Raw genomic sequence first — 22510 nt, 5'->3', positions numbered from 1 at the left:
GTACTTGTATGAATAATAAACTTAGGGGGAGGGATTATGCATTTCTACTTTGCATAATTGTTATTGTTATAGCATTGGTGTTCAGGTGTTTTTATGGCCTGGGATTGACCTTTTCAGATGAATTCGCTCAGCCTGCCGCAGTAAAAAGATATTTATCCGGCGACAGGCTTTTTATTGACGATTGGCATACGCCTACAATGATGCTTGGCTTTGTGATTTCTCGAATCGTAGGTTTCTTACCAATTAATGGTATAAGCGTGATCCAATTGAGGATGATATATGTGTGCTTTCAGTTTGCTATTGCCGGAATACTATTGTTTGCAATGGGGTGGAAAGACAGCTGCTCCAGAGTTTGTGTATTAGCGTATTTATTATCAACACCGTACGGGATAATGAGCAATAGCTACAATACAGTTTCTATAGGTGGATTTCTTGTTTTTCTGACACTTTTTTTAAAGAAGGATAAGAAAACCACAGATGTCCTTGCAGGAGTATCGCTTGCTTTTGCGGCGGTATCTATACCTTATGTGGCAGGAATTTATTTTTTGTATGTTTTTGTCACAATTGTGATGCTGATAAAAAGAAAAGAAAACAAGCTGTTTTGCCTAAAGCGTTTATTATGGTTGAGCCTGGGAATAATGATATTGTTTATTCCGTTTTGCGTAAATATTCTTACAAGAGGCTCGTTCCAGGAATACACTGGTAATATCGGATACATATTAAATGATGCAGAGCATAATGAGGGACTCCTATTTAAACTGATAAGAAGTCAATACCAGATCATCAGGATTTATTGGAGAGCCTGGCTTCCATTGGCTTTTATAGATATTATTATAGTTGCAAAGAAGAAATTATCAGATGCGGGAATGAAAAAAGGCTTGGCTTACATGCTGACTAGTGCTGCAATCATATATACGACTTTAAGATTTGCATTTGTTTATGGCAGTGTATCCATAAACCTTATGATTGTTCCCATGTTCTTTTGGGGACTTGAGACGGTTATTCTTCTTGTTATTTGGAAAATCCCATTAAAAGATTATAGTGATGAAATCATCTGGTTGATAGCCGGATTCTTATTTGCTCTCTGTGACTATCTGGCTACTAATACTGAGATGCTGTCCATGTCAGCCATGTTTATTGTCTCAGCATTGGCCGCTATCCAAATAAATATAAGATTTTATCAAAAAGAATTATTGCATGAGCACTTCATTCAAAGTATTATTCCCAAGATAACGATTGCTGTCTTTCTTTTATCTCTTTTCATCTTAAGAATGACATTTATCTGGGGAGACGAAGGCATTACGGAGCTAAATACCAGAATTACTTCAGGAATAGCCAAGGGCATATACACAACCGGTGATAATGCTAACGAATACTATAGGTTATGCAATATTATTAGAGATGCTGCAATAGATGAAAAGGAATCAGTTCTTATTCTACCGATGAGTCCGTTTTTATATATGGTATCGGATGGTGTAGTCGCTGCACCTTATGTGGCGAGGTTTGAAGCTGATGTTAACGAATTAAGATCATATTATGATATTCATGATTACAAGCTTCCAGACAAGGTCGTAGCCATAAAAGATTTAGAAGATAACGAGGCACTTTCGAAGATAATTGATTATTTTACCGCGATGAATTATCATTATGAAGTTAATGATGATGAAAAATGTATTTTACACAGGTGATATTGGGAGAATGTGCTTTTTGATGAAGAATAAAACTATTAAAACAATCTTTTGTTCTCTGGGAATAGTGATTGCCTTGACATTGATAAATTGTGTTCTTCTTGTTTTGTCCTATTGCCTGCCAACATTCGGAATGCGTAAGCATGTGGCAGATAGTGCGCCGATGATTGCACTTGAAGAACTATATCCAAGATGGGACTGGCAGTACACTACTACGCAGGTTGATGGGCAATCTGAATATGATCTTTTTGGAATGGCCATAAATGAGGACTCTGAGGGAACTCCAATCGAGAAGGCTATGTTTATGTGGTATCCGGATGGAGAGAATCTTCCAAGAGATGAAGGCGTTGCTGAGTATGCCAAGAAAACAGATATGCACTATGACCAGCGCCCATATACCAGATATTGGAATGGAAGTGTGTTGTTTCTAAAAGTGTTACTTATGTTCTTCACTGCCTGTGACGTTCGTATGATTAATTTCATGGTGGAGCTATCAATACTTCTTGTAATTATTTGGCTGATGACAAAGAAAGGCTTAGATAGATTTCTAGTACCTTTTATTGCTACTATGATTTTTGTTAATCCATTTACAATGGCGATTTCGGTTAAGTATTCAGCCGAGTATATTCCAATGTTGCTGGCAATTATAGTTATTCTCCTGTTTGGCGACAGAATTGATAAGATTATAGGAGGTTGGAATATCTTCTTTGCAATTGTAGGAGCAATTACAGCTTTCCTTAGCATGATGTCGTTTCCGGGAATCACATTGGGAATCCCACTTTTGATGCTAATATGGGTTCATGATGAGAAAAACGTTATAAAGACAGTTGTTGTAAATAGTATTTATTGGGTTGGAGCCTATGCGGTGGCATGGTCTATGAAGTGGCTCATAGGAACTATTGTGACTGATTACAACTTCCTGGAAGACGCGATTAGTCAGATATTTGGTTATCACAGTGAAGGTTCTGTTTCTATATTGGTTGAAAGAATTATGAGAAATCTCTGGCCAATTTATAATCCTGTTTATGTACTTTTCTTTTTGTGTGTTGTTTTAATCACTGTTGTTGTTTCAGTAAAGCAATCAAAAAGCCGTTCAACATCGGATGAATTTAGCTTTGACGCTATTATAGGGTATGGTTTGCTAATTCTCATGCCATTAGCAATAATAATTGGAATGGGAAATGGTTATGCTTACGTCCATTTCTACATGGCTCACAGGCATTTTGCAATAGCTGTAGGAGCTTCGTTGTGTGTTGTATCCTATGTGGTTAGAACGATAATTTCAAAAACTACTGTGAGGCACTAATTTAATGTCATTTATAACGAGAGTAACCTCAGATAATGAAAAGACAAGTCCATATAGCATGATTATATCCTTGGCTGAAATCGCATACTTGGCATATTTTGCAGTTATGCTCACTGCGAAGGCCATTGGATTATATGAAGGTCAGCTTGCGTACAATATTTGCCTTGTGATTGGGGCTTTCTTCTTTGCGTGCAAAATGGTCATCACCAAGCATAACCTTGTTGAGCTTATTATTGCTGCTGCTTTACTGGGACTTGGACTGATTGTTTATAAGCAGTCCGGAGAGAAGTCTCTTCTTATATATTTCACGATGATTCTTGGTATGAAGGGAGTGTCCACCTCAAGAGTGTTTAAGGTTGGAACGGCTATCTGGCTTACTTCTTTTGTATCCTTGTATGTCCTTTCTGTAATAGGTGTTATTCCTGAAGTCAGTTTTACATTAAGCAGACATGGATGGCCACCTATTTTAAGGCATTCTTTGGGGTATCCACATCCCAATACTCTCCATGCCTCATATTTTGTTTTGGTAGCATTTATTCTGTATCTGACGAGAAATCTGTCAAGGCGATACGTAAATGCTATAGCTATTTTACTGCTTATAGGCAACGGATACGTGTTTATGTATTCTGTAAGCAGAAATGGCGGCCTTGTTGTTTGCCTGTATGTATTCTTACATATGTATCTTTACAACAGAGGAAATCGTACTAAGCTTGAGAATATTCTTCTTATGGCGATTTTGCCACTATGCGTACTGTTTGCAGTAGGAATACCACTTATTACAAATGAAGATTTATTTGAGAATATAAACCTGTTATTGGCAGGAAGACTCACCTTTACCAGATATTTCCTTACTTACGAACCGCTGAAGCTCTTTGGAATCGAGTCTATACCTGTTCCTGATAATGGATATACTATTGATTCTTCTTACGTGTACTTACTGTTCAGGCTTGGAACAGTTGCTTTTGTCATGCTGATTGCCTTGCTAATGGTAGTACTGTATGACGCTATTAAAAATGACAGAAGAGCTGAAATTGCTCTTTTGCTAGGTTTTTCTATATATGGGGTATTGGAATTATTTCTTTTTAACCAGTCCTACAAAAACCTCACATTTTTATTTGTTGGAGCCTGGTTGTATGGTGTCACGGGGAAAATCCATGGAAAGGAATTTGCACTTATTGATGGAAATAAGCTTAATTACGGCATTGGACATAAGAAAAAGGCTGGCAATCCATTCATACCGGTAAATATCTGGATCTGTGCTTTTGCACTACTAATCCTTGTAGGAATAGTGACAAGTATCATGTATTCAGTAATTGTTCCTGCGCCTACAGATATTTTTGTTACTCAGGCTGAGGAGCAGACTTCTGGAAACGGAGTAGAGACTTATCTTACAGAAGAAGAGGTTAAACAATTACGAAAAGACGGAGTGATTGTTCGTGGCTATGTGGATGAGAACACACCTCTTTATAGAATGCAGAGAAGAAGCGTTGCCAAAATGGAACGCATTAGATACACATTGAGTTTCGGACTTTGGGGCGGGACTATAGCTTGCCTTATTTACCTGTTCTGGTGGATTGCCAGGAGCAGAGTCAGGCAGCTTAAAAGAAACAGAATTATTGGATCTGATTATAAAGAAACAGTGTTGATTGTCCATAATTATTATCGAATTCCCGGCGGCGAAGATATTGTTGTTGCCAATGAGAAACAAATGCTCGAAGAACACGGACATAAGGTAATAACTTATTTCAAGAATAATGATGAAGCAAAAGAGGGCGGTTTCTGGGCAAAACTCAAACTGGCTTTTACTGCCATATTCAATGTCAGGACATATAAGGATATTTGCAGGATTATAGAAAAAGAACGGGTTGATGTCCTTCATGTTCATAACACAGTTGCGCTTATAAGTCCTGCAGTTTACATTGCCGGGATAAATATGGGAATACCGGTTGTTCAGACTGTGCATAACATGAGATTAGTGTGTCCTAACGGAGTGTGCTATATAAATGAACATGTTTGCGAGAATTGCATTAAATACGGTTTGAAGGCTTCACTGGTTCACAATTGTTACAGAGGAAGTAAGCTTCAGACACTGGCTATGGCAATGACCATGAGTATTCAGCGCTTGATAAGGACTTACTCATATCTTAACTATATCTGTCTTACTGAGTTTAATAAAGAAAAACTACTTACTATCAGACAGGTTAATCCTGAAAGAATCTACTTAAAACCCAACTTTACAAAGTCGGATTTCGACGTGATTCCTTATGACCAGCGAAAGAATCAGATGGTTTACGCCGGAAGATTAGAGAAAAAGAAAGGTGTCGAGATTCTTCTTCAGGCCTGGATGAAACTTGGTAACACGGCGCCAAAGCTTATAATCTGTGGATCAGGTGAACTTGAGGATTGGTGCAGGGATTACATTAGCAACAATGAGCTTGAAAATGTGGAATTAGCAGGACAGGTTGAAAATTCTGAGGCGAAGCGAATTATTGGAGAATCTATGGCAATGATTCATCCCACTCAGCTTTATGAGGGCTTTCCAATGACAATTGCCGAGGCATATTCAATGGGAACTCCAATCATTGCATCTGATATAGGTAATGTCGGAAGCCTCGTGGTAGAGGGCATCTCCGGAATGAAGTTTAAGAGTAATTCGGTTGTTGGTCTTGCCAAGGCAGTTGAAGCATTTATGAGGGGGCCTATACAGCTGCCAGAGGACTTTTTGACCAAGTATTCTGAGGGTAACAATTATTCTTTGCTTAAGGATATATATGAGAGTGTAAGGCGGATGAGCTAAATATGAAAAAGTATAATGTTGGGATTGCATAACTACGCATTTTAATGTGCTTCCAGGTAGTGGTAGACCATTTTTATGCATTTGAAGATGATGGCATTTTAAATACCTTATTGGATTTTTATTCTTCTTTGGCTGTTCCGATCTTTGTAATCCTGTCATTTATGTATTTAGACATTGATTCGATTTCTTGTGACAAGGATAGATACCTTCCACTTCGATGTATATGGAGCCATATAGAGAAACAGTAACGATTTGTGTTATTATTTTTGCAATATCGATGGCTATGGCAATGATATTATATAGGATTCCGTCGAAACTAATAAAGATGGTTATGGCATAGAAAATTTGCTGGTTTGGCAATTATGGGAATGTTTGCTATAATTCATTTACGTTATTATTCTGAAAAGATAAACTTGTAAATCTTGAATTGATGGAATTTTGCGAAAGGATGTAAGTGATGAAAGTACCTGTATATAAACCAAGCCTTATTGGTAAGGAAAAAGAATATGTAATGGATTGTATTGATACAGAGTGGATTTCCTGGAAGGGAAAATATGGGCCAAGGTTTGAAAAAGAGTTTGCAAACTATATTGGAATGCAGTATGGTTTGGGTGTGTTCAATGGTACTGTGGCTCTTCATCTTGCTATGCTTACTCTTGGCATTACTGAAGGAGACGAAGTTATTGTTCCGAGTTTTACCTATGTGGCTTCTGCAAACTGCGTGACTTATGTCGGTGGAACCCCGGTATTTGTTGACTCTAAGCGTGATAGCTGGCAGATGGATCCTGAGGACGTCAGGAAGAAAATAACAGATAAGACTAAGGCTATTATTGCAGTTCACCTTTATGGACATCCTTGCGACATGGATGAGCTTTGTGCTATTTGTAAGGAATATGACTTGTTCCTTATTGAGGACTGTGCAGAGGCCATCGGATCAGAGTACAAGGGAAGAAGAGTAGGATCTTTTGGCGATATTGCATGCTTTAGCTTTTTCGGAAATAAGACTATCACCACCGGCGAAGGTGGAATGGTCCTGACAAATGACATTGCACTTTATGAGCGTGCCGGTCGTATCAAGGATCAGGGCAATGCCAAGTATAGAATGTACTGGAGTGATATTATCGGTTATAACTTCCGTATGACTAATATTCAGGCTGCTATCGGATGTGCCCAGCTTGAGAATATCGACAAATTTGTTAATAGAAAGATTGAAATCGGACTTCGTTATAAAGAAGGACTTAAGGGTCTTCCTCTTACCACACTTGAACCGGTAGGAGATGTTAAGCACACATATTGGATGTGCTGTGCAATGCTTGATGATGCCGATAAGAGGGATGATCTTCGCAAATACCTTGAGGAAAAAGGCATTGAGACAAGACCTACATTCTATCCGGTACATACAATGCCTATGTATTCTCATAAGTACCAGAAGCACTCAAATGCTGAGTATATTGCATATCGTGGCATCAATCTTCCAAGCTTCCCGGCAATTACAGATGAGGAGCAGGATTACGTAATTGAGGCTGTTAAGAGCTTTTTTAATGAAAGATAATTTATGAAGACTTTAACTGTTGCACTGTTGGCGGATGGCCTGTATACCTGGGATGGCGGAACAGACTTTTTGTCCAACATTGCCTGCGTATTACAAAATGCAAAAAAGACCAGTGATTATGATGTAAAGATGTATCTTGTTCTGCCTCGTGAATACCTGCCTATCAGGGTGGCACGAAGGCTGATAAAGAAACTGGATCTGAACGAGAAGGCTAACATTGAGCGTGTTACCAGTGTGTTCAAGGTCCTTTGCCCTGAGGTACCGGTAGTTTTCTACAGGAAGCACATTAAGAAGATACATGATGATGGCGGAAACAGCCTTGACAGGACCCTTAAGAAGCTAAAGGCAGATATATGTTTTCCTATTTTGAGGGACTATTATCCCAAGATGGAAACGCCTTGGATTGGCTATATTGCTGATTTTCAGGAGAAATATCTTCCGGAACTGTTTGATCAGGCAACTCTGGATTACCGTGAGAATAATAGTAGGAACCAGGTCAAGAATACCAAGTTCTTTGTTGCAACCTCTAAGTCGGTAAAGGACGATCTTGAGGAGTACTATCCCGGAGATTACAAGGTTTTTGTTCAGCCTTTTGCGCCCTTTGCGCCTCAGACCTTTATTGAGTGTGATGTGGATATTTCAAGCTACAAGCTTCCGAAGAGATTTTTTATCATCTCTAATCAGTTCTGGATTCACAAGAATCACATGACTGCTATTAAGGCTATGAAAATATTGTTTGACCGGAAATATGATGATGTGGGGCTTGTCTGTACCGGAAGGATGTATTCTGACAATAGAGACGGTGAGTACTGTAATGAGATTAAAAAGACGGTCAGTGAACTGGGCCTTGAGAAGAACATTTTCTTTGTTGGTTTTATTCCCAAAATGGATCAGATCCAAATGATTAAAAACTCTGTGGCACTTATCCAGCCTTCTCTTTTTGAGGGTGATCCCGGGGGATGCTCGGTTTATAATGCTAATTCTCTGCTGATTCCGTCTATCATGGCGGATATCAGGGTAAATAATGAGGTGGAGGATTCAGATCTCATAAGGCATTTCGAGGCCAAGAATCCTGAAGACCTGGCTGATAAGATGATAAAGCTCCTGGATGAACACAGGGAGAGGCCATCTAAGGAGATGGTTATTAAGCACAACGAAGAAAACATAAAGACTTTGTCGGAGTTTTATGTTGGTTCAATACTTGATACGATTGAGAAGTATTGAGTTTACAGAGGAAAATATGGGGAAATATCATATTGATAAGTCGGTGCGTCACGATTATGCGTCGGTTGAAGATAAGATAAAACTAAAAATTCATTCTTTGTTTTATAAGATTATCAAGGATAGGACAAAAGCCTATCCTTTTTATCGTTCTTACAGGCATAGAAATGTAAAGCCAAAAGACGGCACATCAGATGGCTATGAGAACCTCTATATGACAGAATGCCCCAATCCCTTGGCTGGTTTTGGTCATGGCCTTGGAAGTTGGAGGGCGGGACTGGTAAACGCTGAGCGCCTAGGACTTAAGTATGCATACTCTCCTATGGTAAATTCCTCCTGGGACGAGAAGATGGGGCTGGGAGAGGGATTTCCTATAGCTCAGGAGCTTATAGACAAGGGATATAAAAGAATAAGACTTCCCTATTACAATATGGACTCAAAGGAGTCGGTGGCACTTATAAAGCAGATCATCGCTTCATATCAAGGGGAAAAGATTGTTTTTGTAAACGAACATGAGCAGTGGACAGCAGATAGAGATGATATGTATGGAGACCGACTTATCAGAGATCTTTTCTGGAAATCATCCACAAGGTCTAAGGATGTTCTTGTATTTGACAATGATAAAAATCATGTTAATGTGGCACTCCATGTAAGAAGAGGCGATGTAAAGGCTCTTCTTGAGCAGGGTGATAAGTCGATGCTCGATAGATGGCTTGACAATGGCTATTATGCCGCGGTTATGAGGCATATTCTTAATGTTTCTATGGCCCCTGAAAATGTATGTTTCTATCTTTTTTCTGAGGGAGATGAAACCCAGTTTGATGATCTTAAGGGTATATCCGACAAATTCAAGGTGTTTACCAGCCTTTCTGCAGAGGATACATTTATCAATATCTGCCATGCTGATATAATAGTAGCAGCCCCAAGCTCTTTTTCCATAATTGCAGGTGCATTTACCTATGTGCTTAAGCTTTATCCCGATAAAGAATGGCTTACTATCCCTGATACAAAGGATTGGGTAAAGGTATATTTGGACGGATCTATTGAGAACGATGGCGATGAAGAACTTAAGAAAGCTATTGACGCTAAGCGCCAATAATAATGATATAGAAATGGTGAATTATTATGATTAAGAAAGCGTATAGTATTTTGGATAGACATCAGAAGTCAAGATTTCTGATGCTCCTTTTTATAATTCTTATAGGAGCGATGTTCGAAACTCTTGGTGTTTCAGCTATTTTACCGCTTGTAACTGCTGTCACAGACCCAAGTGTCATAGACGAGAACAGCAAATATCATTTTTTTAAGGAACTGCTTGGAATCCAAGATAATAAGATGTTTATTCTGATAATGGCTATCAGCCTGGTGTTTATTTACATCATTAAGAATATTTATCTTGTCCTAATGACAAATGCTCAAAATCATTTCATTACAAATAATCAGAGACGTTTGTCAGTAAGACTTATGAAGTGCTACATGAATCAGGAATATCTTTTTCACGTTGAGCATAATATAGCCGAACTCCAGAGAAATATTGATACAGATGTACAGAACTTTATTACAGTTCTTACAAATGGATTGCAGCTTATAACAGAAATCCTGGTCTGTGGGATGTTGGCTGTTTTTCTTTTGATTACAGATTTTTACACGAGCCTTTTAATGGTTGTGTTGCTGGTGGTATTTTTGCTTATCTTCGCTAAATTTTTTAGAAAAAAGTTGAAGATGTATGGAATTGAGACCAGAGAAGCAATCACTGATAGAAACAAGTTCTTTCTTGAGGCATTTGGTGGAGTAAAAGAGATAAAAGCCCTCAGCAAGGAAGAACATTTTGTTAACAGATATGACAAGGCATTCAAAAGGTTTGTTTATGCAGCTCAGCATCAGATGCTTTTGTCATATATTCCACGTCCTATAATGGAATCGCTTTGTATATGTGGGCTGCTCTTATTCATGGCAATCCGTATTGCAATGGGAGCAGATGTCAATAAGTTTATTCCGATAATGTCTGTATTTGCTGTAGCAGCTATTCGTATGCTTCCATCCTTTAACAGGATCAGTAACAACTTAAGTGCGCTGATGTTTAACAGACCTTCTATTGATGCTGTTTATCAGGATATGGAGGAAATGGAACATTTGATGGTGGATTCTTCGTTAGAGAACAGTAGTGAGGAAATTCAAAATGGGGATATCATTATCAAAGATCTTGTTTTTGCTTATCCTTCGCATCCTGAAAAGAAGATCATCAATGAAGTAAGCCTTATTTTACCAAATAATAAATCCATTGCCTTTGTTGGTCCTTCCGGAGCAGGAAAGACAACTCTGGCAGATCTTATTTTGGGAGTACTTAAGCCCTGTGCTGGAACAATTAAAGTGTCGGGCATTGATGTTGTTAAGAATGATAAGGTATGGCACAAGCATATCGGCTATATTCCACAGACTATCTTTCTTATGGATGACACCATAAGAGCCAATGTTGCTTTTGGTGTACCTGAAGAGAAAGTGGATGATGACAAGGTGTGGAAGGCTCTGGAAGGTGCTCAGATTGCAGACTTTATCAAAGGTCAGGAAGAAGGCCTAAATTCCAGCCTTGGTGAAAGAGGCGTGAAGATTTCGGGTGGTCAGAGACAGCGAATCGGAATTGCTAGGGCATTGTATTTTGATCCGGATGTGATTGTTTTAGATGAAGCAACATCAGCGCTGGATAACGATACGGAGAAAGCTGTCATGGATGCCATATATAATCTGGCAGGCAAGAAGACAATGATTATCATTGCCCACAGACTTTCGACAATTAAGCAGTGTGACATTATCTATGAAGTTAATGAAGGTAAAGTGAAGGAAGTAACTTATGAAGAACTCAAATAGAGATTTCTCTCTTGATCTATTAAGGGCGTTGGCTTGTTTGATGGTTTTAGGAGTGCACATTGGCCAGCGGTTCATGCTTCCGGGAACTATAGGAAGCTTTTTTGAAAAGGGATCAACGGGAGTTGGATTTTTCTTCATATTGAGCGGATATCTGGGATACGTTTCTTTGGAAAAGGAGTTTTCGCGTAGCAAAGATAGTTTTGCTGCTGTGAGGATTTTTTATGTCAAGAGAGCAGTGCACGTTTTGCCTTTATACTATTTTGTGATATGTTTTTATTTCATTTTTTTTACTGTACGTAACCGTGTACCTGAGGATTCTTCCGGATTATATTGGGTAAGGTATATCTTTTTTCTTAACAGATGGGTACCTACCGATAGCGAGTTTTGGATAAATCTTGGCGCTACTTGGAGTATATCGGTTTTTGTTTTGTTCTATATTCTGGCTCCGGTTATTTTTATGCTAGTAAAAAGAGATTATGTAGCGGGGATTTTAGCTATTGTTTTTTATGTGGCATTGAGACTATTAGGAAACAATGCTACTCCAATCATGTATATGTTTTTCTTCTTTTTAGGAATCCTAGTTTATCTGTCAGAAAAGGAAGGGAACACTATATGGGTGATATCAGCAGAATGCATGCTTGTGTTAATATGCGTATTGACGGATAGTGGCAATTCCCTAGTTGCACCGGTCATAGCATCAATGTATTTATTGGCATCTAGGGGCAATAAGCTTGTGCTTAGTGAAAAAAACTTAGTGTACAAGGTTGTGACTGGTATAAGTGCAGTATCTTATTCGATATATCTGGTCCATATTTTAGTATTTACTGTTTTGGACGAATTATGGAGAACGTATGATGTTGGTTATTTGGTAATGTTCGTTTTAGCAACCACATTGCTAACAATATTATCTTATTATTTTGTAGAAAAGAAATTATCGGGGAAGTTACTCCGAGTAATGCTAAAAAAGTAATGTATTATGAGAAAGATTGCATTGTAAAGAGAAATTGATTGAGAAATGGCGGAATTTAAAGTGCTAAAGGATAAGAATAGCATAACTGTGGCAGCATTACTAATTGCTACGCTACTCAGCTTTTATTGTAGGATTTTCTTCGGCTGGGACCAGGATCAGTCCTATTTGACACTGCTTGCAGCGAAACTTGCAAGTGGCAGTATTATGTTCAAGGATTTGTGGGATCTTCACCAGACGTCCATGATATGGGCTGCTATGTTTTCAAAAGTATTCTGGGAAGTTAGAGGTTCATGGGACGGCCTTGGAGTTTATCTTAGAATTATTTCTGTTGCTTTTCAGGTAGCGGTGGCCATTTGGAGTTATCGTGAGCTAAAAAAATACTTTAATGAGGCTTCAGCATTTTTAGCTGCTATAGTCATAGCTAATATGCTTCCCAGGGCTACACAGAATTTGGAATATGGAGCTATAACTGTATGGCTTTCTTTGGCGGCAGGTCTTGTTATTGTTGACGTTAATAAAACCCATAAAAACGAATTGGGAAAGCTTCTTATTGCAGCATTTTTGTACGCAATCTCTATCTTTTCATATCCTACAATGTTGGTAAGTGTGCCGGTTTTCATGTGGGCACTTTTGTGGGACTTTAAAGATTATACGAAGTCAAAGGTAAGAAATCTGATAGTCTTTTTTACAACATGCGCAGTAGTCGCAATAGTGATTGTTGCATATTTACTTAAGTACTTGAGCTTTCCTGAACTTCTTGGGACACTTAAAGCAATCAGCAACAGCGGCGATCATGAATCGATGGTTGGCTCCTTTTTCTCTATTGGATACTGGTTAAAGTCTACAATACGGGTGGCAGCCTTTATTGCTCTGTCATTTGCAGGATGGGTTATAGTAAAGTATGCTTTCAAGAAAGAAATAAAAGTCTTTTATATTTTCATCGGGCTTGTATCTCTAATGATCATATTCCTTAATATTTCAGGTATCAGACCAAGCGGGCCTTTTGGTTTTTTAGAAAGATATATTGGAATTGTTATTCTGGGAGTCTGTGCAGGATTTAAAACTAGCGAAGAGCACATTATAAGGTTTCTTCTATGGCTTGGAATCGCTTACTATTTTGGATCACTTATTGGCTCTAATATGGGACTTAATGAAAATGCCATGTACTTAGAGTTGGCGGTGGTTGGAGTTATAATTGCAGCATCTGAGAGTTTGAAATGGAACTCAAAGGATGACGTGTTTGAAAAAAGTGTTATCCTTTTGTTCGTCATTAGCGTGGTATTTGCTTCGGGTTACTTTATCAGGATAAATTACACTTCTCCTGCAAATGTGTTTCAGTGTTCTGAAAGATTCACAGAAGGACCTGCTGCAGGTATATTTGTAATGAAAGAGCAGATGGATGAGATCAAGGCCAAGGTAGATGCCATAGAGCACATTTCTGAAGATGGAGAGGTTTATGCCCTTATAACCAATGATTCCATCTATAATTTTTATTTAAAGGGAACTACCTCTGCAGCCGGCTATGCGCCTACATCAAATAGGAATTACAATGAATTGTGGATTAACTATTATGACGAGTTTGGACATGTGAAGCCGGATGTAATTTTGGTCAATACCTATTGGTACCCTGAACTTGAGCAGTTTTATTCCGAGATTTTTGGGCAATGGGTTATGCAGCGCTACAAGTACGAACCAACGGATTATGAAAAAGAGTTCTGGAAGTTGGTTTATGTAGGGAGTTGATAAGAAACCAGTTTTTTTTGAATTCAGAGAAGGACTTAGAGATGGTTGGACTCAAGGAATTGCCATATTATTTAGGTTCATATTTGCATGGACAAAAAAAGATGAAAGCAGAAACGCTTTTTGCTGAAATGAATAAGAGACTTAATGAAGGTAATCCGTTTGTTGCAGGGAAGATTGGCGGATTCGAACTGTGGGCCATGAGAGTAGCGGAGTTTGGCTATGATGGTGAATATGCTTCAGCCTATGAGAAACTGTGCAATAATGCAGGTTTTTTTGCGAATAAGTCAGACCAGGAACAACTTTATTTTGAGGGCAAACAAAATCTTAAAGATCGATCAATCTGTCATAATATTGAAAAGTATTCATCGCTGATGAAGGATGCTATTGCCGACGTTGATTACCTTATCAGATGGCAGTATCCAAAAGAAGAGTATTTTATTAGGCGATATTGTAAAAAGGATATTAAGGATATTGACTGGCTTGGGGTTATATATCAGAATATGCCATTTGGAACGGTGCTTAGAGGTCGAAAGGTCTTAGTGATTACACCTTTTGCTGAAGCTGTAGAGGCACAGTATAAAAGACGCAAGCTGATTTACAGTGAAGATTATTTACCAGAATTTGGGCTTGCAACCTATAAAGCGGTTCAGACAATCGCAGGAAGCAAGGATCCGAGATTTGGGGACTGGTTTGAAGCCTTAGATTTTATGTGTAAAGAAGTGGGTGAACTGGATTTCGATATAGCGCTGGTTGGATGCGGAGCCTATAGTTTACCACTTTGCTCGGCAATAAAGAGGTCGGGAAAATCGGCTGTTCACATGGGGGGCGATGTGCAGCTCCTTTTTGGAATAATGGGAAAAAGATGGGAGGACAATCCTTTGGTGCAGAGTATGAAGACCGAATATTGGATATACCCATCAAAAGGAGATGTTCCAGAGAATGCTGACAAGGTAGAAGATGCATGTTACTGGTAATGTATAGAAGTATTGAAGAAGGATTCAATCCAATTATAGGTATTGCAGATGCGAAGTAATAATAGGGAATTAGTATCGGTTATAGTTCCGATTTATAATGTTAAAGAGTACCTTGAGAGATGCGTAAACAGTATATTGAACCAGAGCTATGAGAATTTGGATATCATTTTGGTAGACGATGGCTCTAACGACGGATCAGAGGAGATTTGTGACTTTTTTGCCCGAAAGGATAAGAGAGTGAATGTAATTCACCAAGAGAATAGGGGGGTTGCCGCTGCAAGAAATACGGGACTTAATAATTGCAAAGGAGAATTAATTTGCTTTGTTGATTCTGATGATTATGTTCATCAAGACTATATTCTTTACCTGTATTCAAAGATGGAGGACAACAATTGCGATATCTGCATGTGCTACCATGTTGTAACGGAGGATTGGGATTATAAGGGAAGTGTTAACTGGGATGCACCTATCCACGTGTATACCAGGGAAGAGATTTTTGATAGATTTTATACAGACATGCATGGCTCTATAATCATGCTGTGGAATAAGATAATTCGAAAAGATTGCATAGGAAACATTAGATTTGATGAGGGATTCATTCACGAAGATGAGGGAACTACTTTCAAGATTTTATACAATGCCCGCAAAATAGCATTTAGTAATGAAGCTCTGTATTATTATTTTAGTCGCGATGAGAGTATTACCGGAATTCCTTACGATAAGAAACGTTTAGACATATTGAAAGCTTACGAAAATCGCCTTTCGTTTTACAAAGACAATTCTGAGAAAATTCTGTATGACAGGGAATGCCAATATTATCTATCAGAAATATTGGCGAATTATTATAAGGTTAGTAAGCTTCTTAAGGATAAAAGTATTTTAAACGAGCTTAGGAACAAGTATAGAAAAGTATATAATATGGCTGATAGAACTAGTTGGAGCAAAGGAAGACGGATATTGTATTTTGTGTGCAACTGGATTCCGCTCTTGTATGGTATTATAAAGCATACGTTAAGGTGAAACAGCTATAAGAGATCCACAGTAAGTTCTATAGTAAACGACAGATTTATTTGACATTTACTATAGATGCAGAAATGAGTTTGGACTGAACAATGGAATATGCACCGATAGTACTATTTGTATATAAAAGGCTTGATCATGTGACAAAGACTGTTGCTGCTCTTAAGACTAATCCTGAGGCAAAGCAGTCTGTTTTGTATATCTATTCTGATGCTCCGGCAAAAGAATCTGATGCTGAAGACGTAGAGACTGTCAGAAAGTACATTTGCGACTTGGACGGTTTTAAAGAGGTTATTGTCACTGAGCGGGAGTCCAATTGGGGAATTGAGAAATCTGTAGTTGATGGAGTATCCTATGTTATAAAAAAGCACGGGAAAGTAATAGTTATTGAAGATGACCTTCAGGTCTGTAATCAGTTTTTGTATTATATGAACACTTGTCTTAATGAGTATGAGGATGAAAAAAAGGTCTATTCTATCACAGGATACAGTTTTTTTAGGTCAATAGCTGAAAATGACGGAGTATACGGATATACCCGGTCCTTTTGTTCTTGGGGGTGGGCGACCTGGCTTGACAGATGGCAGAATCTGAAAAGAATCATTGATAAGCGTGATGTGAGGCTTGTCATGGGAAATAAAGCTGCACTAGATAATGGTCAGGATTTTTCGTATCTTTTCATGCATCAGTATAAAAATGGCGGAGTGACCTGGGATGTAGCCTGGTATTTTACATGCTTTGCTAATAAAGGACTTACTATTTTTCCATACAATACGATGGTAAACAATCTTGGCATGGACGGTTCCGGAGTACATTACAATGATCCAAATGGAAGGAACCGGGTAGAGTCCATAAATGATAGGAAAAAAGTAACTTTTCCGTTATCCTTTGTGTCTTTAGAGAAGTCTACAAAAGATACTATAAATCACTCTACGGCGTGGAAGAACAGAACCTTCTCTAAAAAAGCAAAAATGTTTGTTAGATTCTGGCTAAATTCCATTGAGATACTCGTAGCCGGTAAAAAGAGTGTTGGGATAAGGTGAGACAATATATGGCTAAAAAGACACTTATCATAGAACCCGGCGGGGGGCTGGGAAATAGATTACTAACAATTTCATCTGCGTACCAGTTGGCTAAAGATTGTGGCATTACAGACATTCGTCTTTTGTGGCGTAATAATAACGAGTGTGGTTGCGATTATGAAGATGTTTTGTCTGGACTGCCATTGGAGACCAGGATTAAGACAATGCATTTTGGAAAAGATTCCTATAGGGCTCTATTGAAGAAGGGAAAGTTCTTTTCTGTGCTAAATAAGTTCATTCATATGCTCTTTTATAGGGGATTCAGAATCTGGAGTAAAACTGTTCAGCTTCCCACTTATCAGAATATGTCCGGGGATGAACAAAAAGCATTAAGGAAATGGGTGCTGGAACATAGGCGTAAGTATATCTATATTGAGGCATATTATTCTTTTTATGGTACTCTGGATATGTCCGGTATCTCATTTAACAGAGAAATAGTTAGCAGATGTGAAGATTACAGAAAAAAAATAGGCGTTTATGATGCAATGCATATAAGGCGAACAGATAATGTTGAGGCTATTGCAAATAGCCCGACTGAGTTGTTTTATGACAAGATTGAAGAATTGAATAATAAGAAGATATATGTAGCAACTGATGATTCGGAAATACTTGGGGACTTAATGACAAAATATCCGGATAGGATTTATTCTGAGGCCAATTCAACCGTTTCCAGGATGAGTTCTGAGGGAATGAGGTTTGCTCTATACGAGATGCTGATACTTTCAGGAGCGGAGACACTCTATGCCAGTTATGGCAGCACATTTACTGTGATAGCAAACGCCATTGGGCATAACAAAATGATAATAGTTTCTAAATGACAGTTATCATAATTCTAAACTTAATGGCATTGGATACTTAAGAAAATATGAATATAGTTTTTTTGAAATTATACATAACCGGTGAAGTAAATAATAAGTTTTATAATTCACAGGAAATTGGTCTTGCCAAGGCTGTAACTGAGCTTCATCCTGAGCATAGGGTTGACATTATTCTGCTGTCAAAAAACTGCAGTCACGAGGAAGTTAACTGTATATCTGACAGGATCTCAGTACATGTCCTTCCTGCTAAAGGGATTGGCCACCATGGTATATTGGATTTATCTATTCTCCTGAATTGGAATGCGGATCTTGTTCATTTCATGGCTGATAACATGCTGTATGCGCCTAATGTTATCAGGTATTGTAAGAAGAACAATATTGGGTGCCATCTCTATATTGGAACACTTTATACCGACAGCAACAATTGGATTAAAAAGGCAGTTAACAGAATGCTTATCGGCAGGAATATCAAGGCGTACCGGACTGTCCCGGTATATGCTAAGACGCCCGCTGTACAGAAGCAGTGTGCCATGTATGGAATAAGCGCTAAGCTTGCTCCGGTTGGGATTGGAGCAGAGGATACTGTTCTTTCAACACGAAGCATTCGGGAGATTCGAAACGAGTATCAGCTTCCGGCCGATAGGAAGATCATGTTGTTTGTGGGAAGGCTGGAGAGCTACAAGCACCCACAGGATGCTATAGAACTTTTAGAAGAACTGGATGACAATCATCATCTGCTGATTGTAGGAAAGGGCTCTCTTGGCAGCGATATTGAGCAGATGGTTCAGAGTAAAAAGCTGACGGACAGGGTTACAATTTTATCTACAGTTCCTAATGCTAAAATGAGGGATATTTATAAGGCCTGCGACTATTATGTGAACTTTAATCCCGATGAAATATACGGAATGGCAATATTAGAGGCAATGTGCCACAGATGCCCGGTGATCGCCATAAAGGCTCCCGGGCCGGATTTTATTATTAATAGTGGTGAAAGCGGTTATATCTGTGTGTCTTTAGCGGACATGTGTGATATAATTACGATGCTTGACACAGATAGAGAATTGGCAGCGGCAGTTGCAGATTCTGCAAGAAGCAGAGTCCTTTCCGATTTTGTTTGGAACAAGGTTGCCGGCTGTTTTGAGGATTTTTAGGTATTACAGAAATGAACATAGCTGTTTTATTGACTTGCCATAATAGGAAGGAGAAGACCATTAGCTGTATTAATGGTCTTTCTTTTAGTGATGCAAATATTCACTTTTATGTTGTTGATGATGGCAGTGGTGATGGAACAGTGGAAGCTCTTGAGAATATGCGTAATTCGCTGGGGCATGGTAAAGAGTTGACGGTCATTAAAGGGGATGGCAATCTCTTTTACTCCGGAGGAATGAGAAAGGCAATGGAGTATGCCCGGCAGCAGGACAGGTATGATCTGTATGTGCTGGTTAATGACGACGTCTCATTTGATAAGGGGATTCTGGATAAGGTGGGCGAAAGTCTAGCTGGTAACGACACTGTTCTTGTAGGAGCAATGAGAGGAGCTGATGGTCATTGCACTTATGGGGGTGTCAAGTATACTAGTGGTATTCATTATAAGAAGGTGACTCCGGAAGATGATGACAGGCAGTGTGATACCTTTAATGCGAATTTTGTGGCCATACCTGCCGGTATATTTGGTAGCGTACCAATAATGGATTCTCACTATAAACATAGTCTTGGGGATTTCGATTATGGTCTGGCTATTAAGAGAGCGGGATACAGGATAGAAGTAATGCAGGCTTATGCCGGAATCTGTGAGAACAATCCATCAAGTGGTACGTGGAGAGATGCAAAGCTTTCAAGAATAGAAAGGCTTAAAAAGAAGGAGTCCGTAAAGGGAGCACCCTTTAAGCAATGGTTTTATTTTCTGAACAAGAACTTTGGACTTTTTTATGCTCTTATTTATTCGCTTACGCCTTATATAAGGATTTTGATTGGTAAATGAAAGGGTTGATATACACAGGCTGATCTATGTTATTTAATTCCTATGTTTTTATCTTAATATTTCTTCCGGTGGTTGTTATCGGATACTATATGCTGGGACTCTATAGCAGGAGAGGCGCGCAGATATGGCTGCTTTTGGCTTCGCTTGTCTTTTACTCATATAACAGGCCCTCATATTTGCTCATAATAGTTTCCAGCATCGTTTTTAACTATGCATTAACACGGATAATGAACAGATGCGATAAAGATGCATACAGGAAACTGCTGCTGGTAATCGGTCTGGCTTTCAATGTTGGCCTTATCGGTTATTATAAGTACTTTAACTTCATTAAGTGGAACATTAACCATTTCCTTGATCTGGACTTATTTATAAACACTATTGTTTTACCCCTTGGAATAAGCTTTTATACAATACAACAGATTTCTTTTGTTATAGATGCGTATAAGAGGGAGAACGCCGATTATAGTTTCCTTGAGTATGCATTATACGTTTCTTTTTTTCCACAGCTTGTTGCCGGACCAATAGTCTATCATAGTGAGTTTGTTCCCCAGTTACACGAGAAAATAAATGTAAACTATGAAAATCTAACCAGGGGACTGATCTGGTTTTCCCTTGGACTGTCTAAAAAGGTATTCATCGCAGACAGGCTGGGAAGAGCAGTCGAGTGGGGATATACCGATATCTCGAGATTAACATCTCTCGAAGCGTGGCTGATCATTCTTTCTTATACCTTTCAGATTTACTTTGATTTTAGCGGATATTCAGATATGGCCTGCGGAATAGGGCTTATGTTCAATATTAAGTTGCCACAGAACTTTAATTCTCCGTACAAAGCCCTCTCGATAAGAGACTTTTGGAAGAGATGGCATATGACATTGACCAGATTTCTTACAAAGTATATCTACATTCCACTGGGTGGAAGCAGATGCAGTGCCCGGAGGATCGCCTTTAACACCATGGTGGTGTTTGCTGTCAGCGGAATATGGCACGGGGCGAATTATACTTTCATACTGTGGGGAATCATACATGGCATTCTTATGCTGATAGACAGGTTTGCCGGTGATATATGGAAAAAGGTGCCGGTGGCAATACGGTGGAGCTTAAATTTTGCTATTGTAAGCCTGTTATGGGCGCTGTTCAGGGCTGATGGAGTCAGGCAATGGATAAGCCTTTTGGGCAGGATCTTTTCGTTTGACTCTGCGCTTATATCGTCAGAGTTTCTGGGATGTTTTGACAGTTATCTTCCATGGTGGATTTTACTTTTGGCAGCTCTTTTGATCTGCTTAATACCGGAAAATAACTATAACAGAGAAATAACAGTAAGCAGACGTTTTGCAATTCTCGGGGCGGTCCTTATGGTTTTGAGCCTCTTTACACTGAACAGAACGTCAATCTTTTTATATTTTAACTTTTGACAGGTATCTACATGAAGAAGTATTTTTATTGGTTCCTTGGAGCTTTTTTTGCTATATGGTTTCTGCTTATGGGAATGGTTGCAGTCATAGATCCCTTTTTTCATTATCATGCTCCGCTGGATGGCCTATATTACAGTATAGGTAATCAAAGATATCAGAACAGGGGAATGGCTGAGCAATTCGATTATGACTCGATAATTACAGGGACTTCCCTCACTGAAAACTTTATGACAAGTGAGTTTGACAGTCTGTTTGATGCAAAAACCGTAAGGCTCCAGTTTTCCGGTGCGACTTTCTATGAGACTGAGCAGCTGCTCGAAGAGGCCTTTAAGACACATGATAATATCAAATATGTTATGAGATCTTTGGATGTTAACCATCTTGTTGAAGACAGTGATGCCTTGAGAGAGGACTTGGGAGATTATCCTTACTATCTCTATAATGACTCAGTGTTTGATGATCTGCCGTATTTGTGTAACGAAGATGTTATGTTCGGTTATTGCATCCCGATGATAAAGGATTTCCTGCTTGGAAAAGAGGGAGGATGTCAGTCTTTTGACGAACTTACTTATAACTCACTTCCTGCTAAGTGGGAGTATGCTGACGAGCCTGTTATCCGGACCGGAGAGGCAGAAGTTTCTTTTACCGACAAGGATATGTCTGTGCTCTCGGAAAATGTGAGTCAGAATATAGTTAAGCTGGCAAATGAACATCCGGATACTACATTTATTTATTACATTCCTCCCTACAATGAATTCTGGTGGAGAGGACATGTATCGGATAATACATTTGAGTATACCTGCACAACCATTGAGAAAACAATTGAGATGATGCTGGAGTGTGATAATATCAAGTTATATTGTTACGCTAACAGGTTTGATATCACAACAAATCTTGATGATTATTATGTGGACGGCTATCACTATATAAAGGATATCAATTCCGAAATCCTGAAATGGATAGCAAATGATGAGGATAGAGTAACAGTAGATAACTACAAGGATTATGTAAAGGAAATGCATGACTTTTATGGGAGTTACAAATACTACTCAATGGGATATAATGAGAGGTAATGGAACGA

The 22510-nt window shown here is 38.8% G+C and carries 16 protein-coding genes and 1 pseudogene; all 17 read left to right on the top strand.

The window, feature by feature from the left end:
- Positions 1-8: 8 nt before the first annotated feature.
- The 17 genes and pseudogenes from G632_RS0106560 (at position 9) to G632_RS0106480 (ending at position 22502) form a co-directional block, all read left to right on the top strand.
- Complete coding sequence (locus G632_RS0106560; RefSeq protein ID WP_022768226.1) at positions 9-1688, top strand: hypothetical protein; 1680 nt, start codon at positions 9-11, stop codon at positions 1686-1688.
- A 163-nt stretch (positions 1689-1851) separates the two neighbouring features.
- Positions 1852-2994, top strand: a complete 1143-nt coding sequence (locus G632_RS0106555) for a hypothetical protein (protein ID WP_155828855.1) — start codon at positions 1852-1854, stop codon at positions 2992-2994.
- A gap of 4 nt (positions 2995-2998) precedes the next feature.
- The gene (locus G632_RS21005; protein WP_022768224.1) at positions 2999-5791 is read left to right on the top strand and encodes a glycosyltransferase family 4 protein; all 2793 of its coding nucleotides are present in this window, start codon (positions 2999-3001) and stop codon (positions 5789-5791) included.
- A 457-nt stretch (positions 5792-6248) separates the two neighbouring features.
- Positions 6249-7343, top strand: coding sequence for a DegT/DnrJ/EryC1/StrS family aminotransferase (locus G632_RS0106545; protein ID WP_022768223.1), 1095 nt, complete (start codon positions 6249-6251; stop codon positions 7341-7343).
- Between the two features lie 3 nt (positions 7344-7346).
- Positions 7347-8567: a glycosyltransferase gene (locus G632_RS0106540; protein ID WP_022768222.1), complete on the top strand. Its 1221-nt coding sequence runs from the start codon at positions 7347-7349 to the stop codon at positions 8565-8567.
- A 16-nt stretch (positions 8568-8583) separates the two neighbouring features.
- Positions 8584-9663, top strand: a complete 1080-nt coding sequence (locus G632_RS0106535) for a hypothetical protein (RefSeq protein ID WP_022768221.1) — start codon at positions 8584-8586, stop codon at positions 9661-9663.
- A 26-nt stretch (positions 9664-9689) separates the two neighbouring features.
- Positions 9690-11429, top strand: a complete 1740-nt coding sequence (locus tag G632_RS0106530) for an ABC transporter ATP-binding protein (protein ID WP_022768220.1) — start codon at positions 9690-9692, stop codon at positions 11427-11429.
- Positions 11413-12399, top strand: a complete 987-nt coding sequence (locus G632_RS0106525; protein WP_022768219.1) for an acyltransferase family protein — start codon at positions 11413-11415, stop codon at positions 12397-12399. Before G632_RS0106530 ends, G632_RS0106525 begins: the two co-directional genes overlap by 17 nt.
- 45 nt (positions 12400-12444) lie before the next feature.
- A complete protein-coding gene (locus tag G632_RS0106520) occupies positions 12445-14142 on the top strand; it encodes a glycosyltransferase family 39 protein (RefSeq protein ID WP_022768218.1) in 1698 nt (565 codons plus the stop codon).
- Between the two features lie 41 nt (positions 14143-14183).
- Positions 14184-15116 (top strand): GT-D fold domain-containing protein, encoded by a 933-nt coding sequence (locus G632_RS19040; RefSeq protein WP_022768217.1) that lies wholly within the window; start codon positions 14184-14186, stop codon positions 15114-15116.
- Between the two features lie 48 nt (positions 15117-15164).
- A pseudogene (locus G632_RS22660) lies at positions 15165-15548 on the top strand (glycosyltransferase family 2 protein); the annotation flags it as partial.
- A 728-nt stretch (positions 15549-16276) separates the two neighbouring features.
- Entirely contained in the window at positions 16277-17176 is a 900-nt protein-coding gene (locus G632_RS19035; RefSeq protein WP_155828854.1) for a hypothetical protein, read from the top strand.
- 8 nt (positions 17177-17184) lie between these two features.
- The gene (locus tag G632_RS0106500) at positions 17185-18033 is read left to right on the top strand and encodes a hypothetical protein (protein WP_022768214.1); all 849 of its coding nucleotides are present in this window, start codon (positions 17185-17187) and stop codon (positions 18031-18033) included.
- 62 nt (positions 18034-18095) lie between these two features.
- The gene (locus G632_RS0106495) at positions 18096-19184 is read left to right on the top strand and encodes a glycosyltransferase family 4 protein (RefSeq protein ID WP_196802273.1); all 1089 of its coding nucleotides are present in this window, start codon (positions 18096-18098) and stop codon (positions 19182-19184) included.
- A gap of 11 nt (positions 19185-19195) precedes the next feature.
- Positions 19196-20014: a glycosyltransferase family 2 protein gene (locus tag G632_RS0106490; RefSeq protein ID WP_026512430.1), complete on the top strand. Its 819-nt coding sequence runs from the start codon at positions 19196-19198 to the stop codon at positions 20012-20014.
- 26 nt (positions 20015-20040) lie between these two features.
- Complete coding sequence (locus G632_RS0106485) at positions 20041-21429, top strand: MBOAT family O-acyltransferase (RefSeq protein WP_022768212.1); 1389 nt, start codon at positions 20041-20043, stop codon at positions 21427-21429.
- An 11-nt stretch (positions 21430-21440) separates the two neighbouring features.
- Entirely contained in the window at positions 21441-22502 is a 1062-nt protein-coding gene (locus G632_RS0106480) for a hypothetical protein (RefSeq protein ID WP_022768211.1), read from the top strand.
- Positions 22503-22510: the final 8 nt, after the last annotated feature.

The sequence above is a fragment of the Butyrivibrio sp. NC2007 genome (assembly GCF_000421405.1).
Taxonomy (GTDB): domain Bacteria; phylum Bacillota; class Clostridia; order Lachnospirales; family Lachnospiraceae; genus Butyrivibrio.
This window is presented reverse-complemented; position numbering and strand designations above follow the sequence as displayed.

Bases quoted from the DNA above. Each gene is read 5' to 3' on its own strand.
- G632_RS0106560 (WP_022768226.1), top strand. From the start codon at position 9: ATGAATAATAAACTTAGGGGGAGGGATTATGCATTTCTACTTTGCATA.
- G632_RS0106555 (WP_155828855.1), top strand. From the start codon at position 1,852: ATGATTGCACTTGAAGAACTATATCCAAGATGGGACTGGCAGTACACT.
- G632_RS21005 (WP_022768224.1), top strand. From the start codon at position 2,999: ATGTCATTTATAACGAGAGTAACCTCAGATAATGAAAAGACAAGTCCA.
- G632_RS0106545 (WP_022768223.1), top strand. From the start codon at position 6,249: ATGAAAGTACCTGTATATAAACCAAGCCTTATTGGTAAGGAAAAAGAA.
- G632_RS0106540 (WP_022768222.1), top strand. From the start codon at position 7,347: ATGAAGACTTTAACTGTTGCACTGTTGGCGGATGGCCTGTATACCTGG.
- G632_RS0106535 (WP_022768221.1), top strand. From the start codon at position 8,584: ATGGGGAAATATCATATTGATAAGTCGGTGCGTCACGATTATGCGTCG.
- G632_RS0106530 (WP_022768220.1), top strand. From the start codon at position 9,690: ATGATTAAGAAAGCGTATAGTATTTTGGATAGACATCAGAAGTCAAGA.
- G632_RS0106525 (WP_022768219.1), top strand. From the start codon at position 11,413: ATGAAGAACTCAAATAGAGATTTCTCTCTTGATCTATTAAGGGCGTTG.
- G632_RS0106520 (WP_022768218.1), top strand. From the start codon at position 12,445: ATGGCGGAATTTAAAGTGCTAAAGGATAAGAATAGCATAACTGTGGCA.
- G632_RS19040 (WP_022768217.1), top strand. From the start codon at position 14,184: ATGGTTGGACTCAAGGAATTGCCATATTATTTAGGTTCATATTTGCAT.
- G632_RS0106500 (WP_022768214.1), top strand. From the start codon at position 17,185: ATGGCTAAAAAGACACTTATCATAGAACCCGGCGGGGGGCTGGGAAAT.
- G632_RS0106490 (WP_026512430.1), top strand. From the start codon at position 19,196: ATGAACATAGCTGTTTTATTGACTTGCCATAATAGGAAGGAGAAGACC.
- G632_RS0106485 (WP_022768212.1), top strand. From the start codon at position 20,041: ATGTTATTTAATTCCTATGTTTTTATCTTAATATTTCTTCCGGTGGTT.
- G632_RS0106480 (WP_022768211.1), top strand. From the start codon at position 21,441: ATGAAGAAGTATTTTTATTGGTTCCTTGGAGCTTTTTTTGCTATATGG.